We start from the raw sequence: 564 nt of genomic DNA on the forward strand, positions 1-564 counted from the left end.
TGTAAATATCATATAGTATTTGCACCGAAGTATAGAAGAAAAGAAATATATGGGAAGTACCGAGTGGAAATAGGAAAGATGATAAGAATCCTATGCCAAAGAAAAGGTATCAACATTGTTGAGGCTGAGCTATGCCCTGACCATATACATATGCTTGTAGAAATACCGCCAAAGTATTCTGTGTCGCAAATAGTCGGATATTTGAAGGGAAAAAGTTCACTTATGATATTCGATAAATTTGCAAAATTAAAATACAGGTACGGAAATAGACACTTTTGGTGCCGAGGGTACTATGTTGATACAGTAGGTAAAAACGAAAAGAAAATAGCTGAATACATACGTACACAACTTCAAGGTGACATAGTAGATGATCAAATGACGTTGAAGGAGTATATTGATCCATTCACAGGAGAGAAGATGAAATAGTCCTTTAGGACTTGTAGGAAAGTACGTGCGGTTGGCGAATCTTTTCAACGCATCTTAAGATGCAGCAGGTAAAAGGCCCTTATAGGGCCAAAGCAAACCACCGGCTCAGCCGGTGGTCATGATTCGTAGTGTGCCGGG

General features: G+C 39.2%; 1 protein-coding gene. It reads left to right on the forward strand.

Annotated features, from left to right (window positions below):
• Positions 1-426 (forward strand): IS200/IS605 family transposase (gene tnpA / locus AXF17_RS03700; RefSeq protein WP_094233859.1); only part of this gene is annotated, 426 nt, incomplete at its 5' end.
• Positions 427-564: the final 138 nt, after the last annotated feature.

It is taken from the genome of Mogibacterium pumilum, from assembly GCF_002243385.1.
GTDB classification, from domain to species: Bacteria; Bacillota; Clostridia; order Peptostreptococcales; family Anaerovoracaceae; genus Mogibacterium; species Mogibacterium pumilum.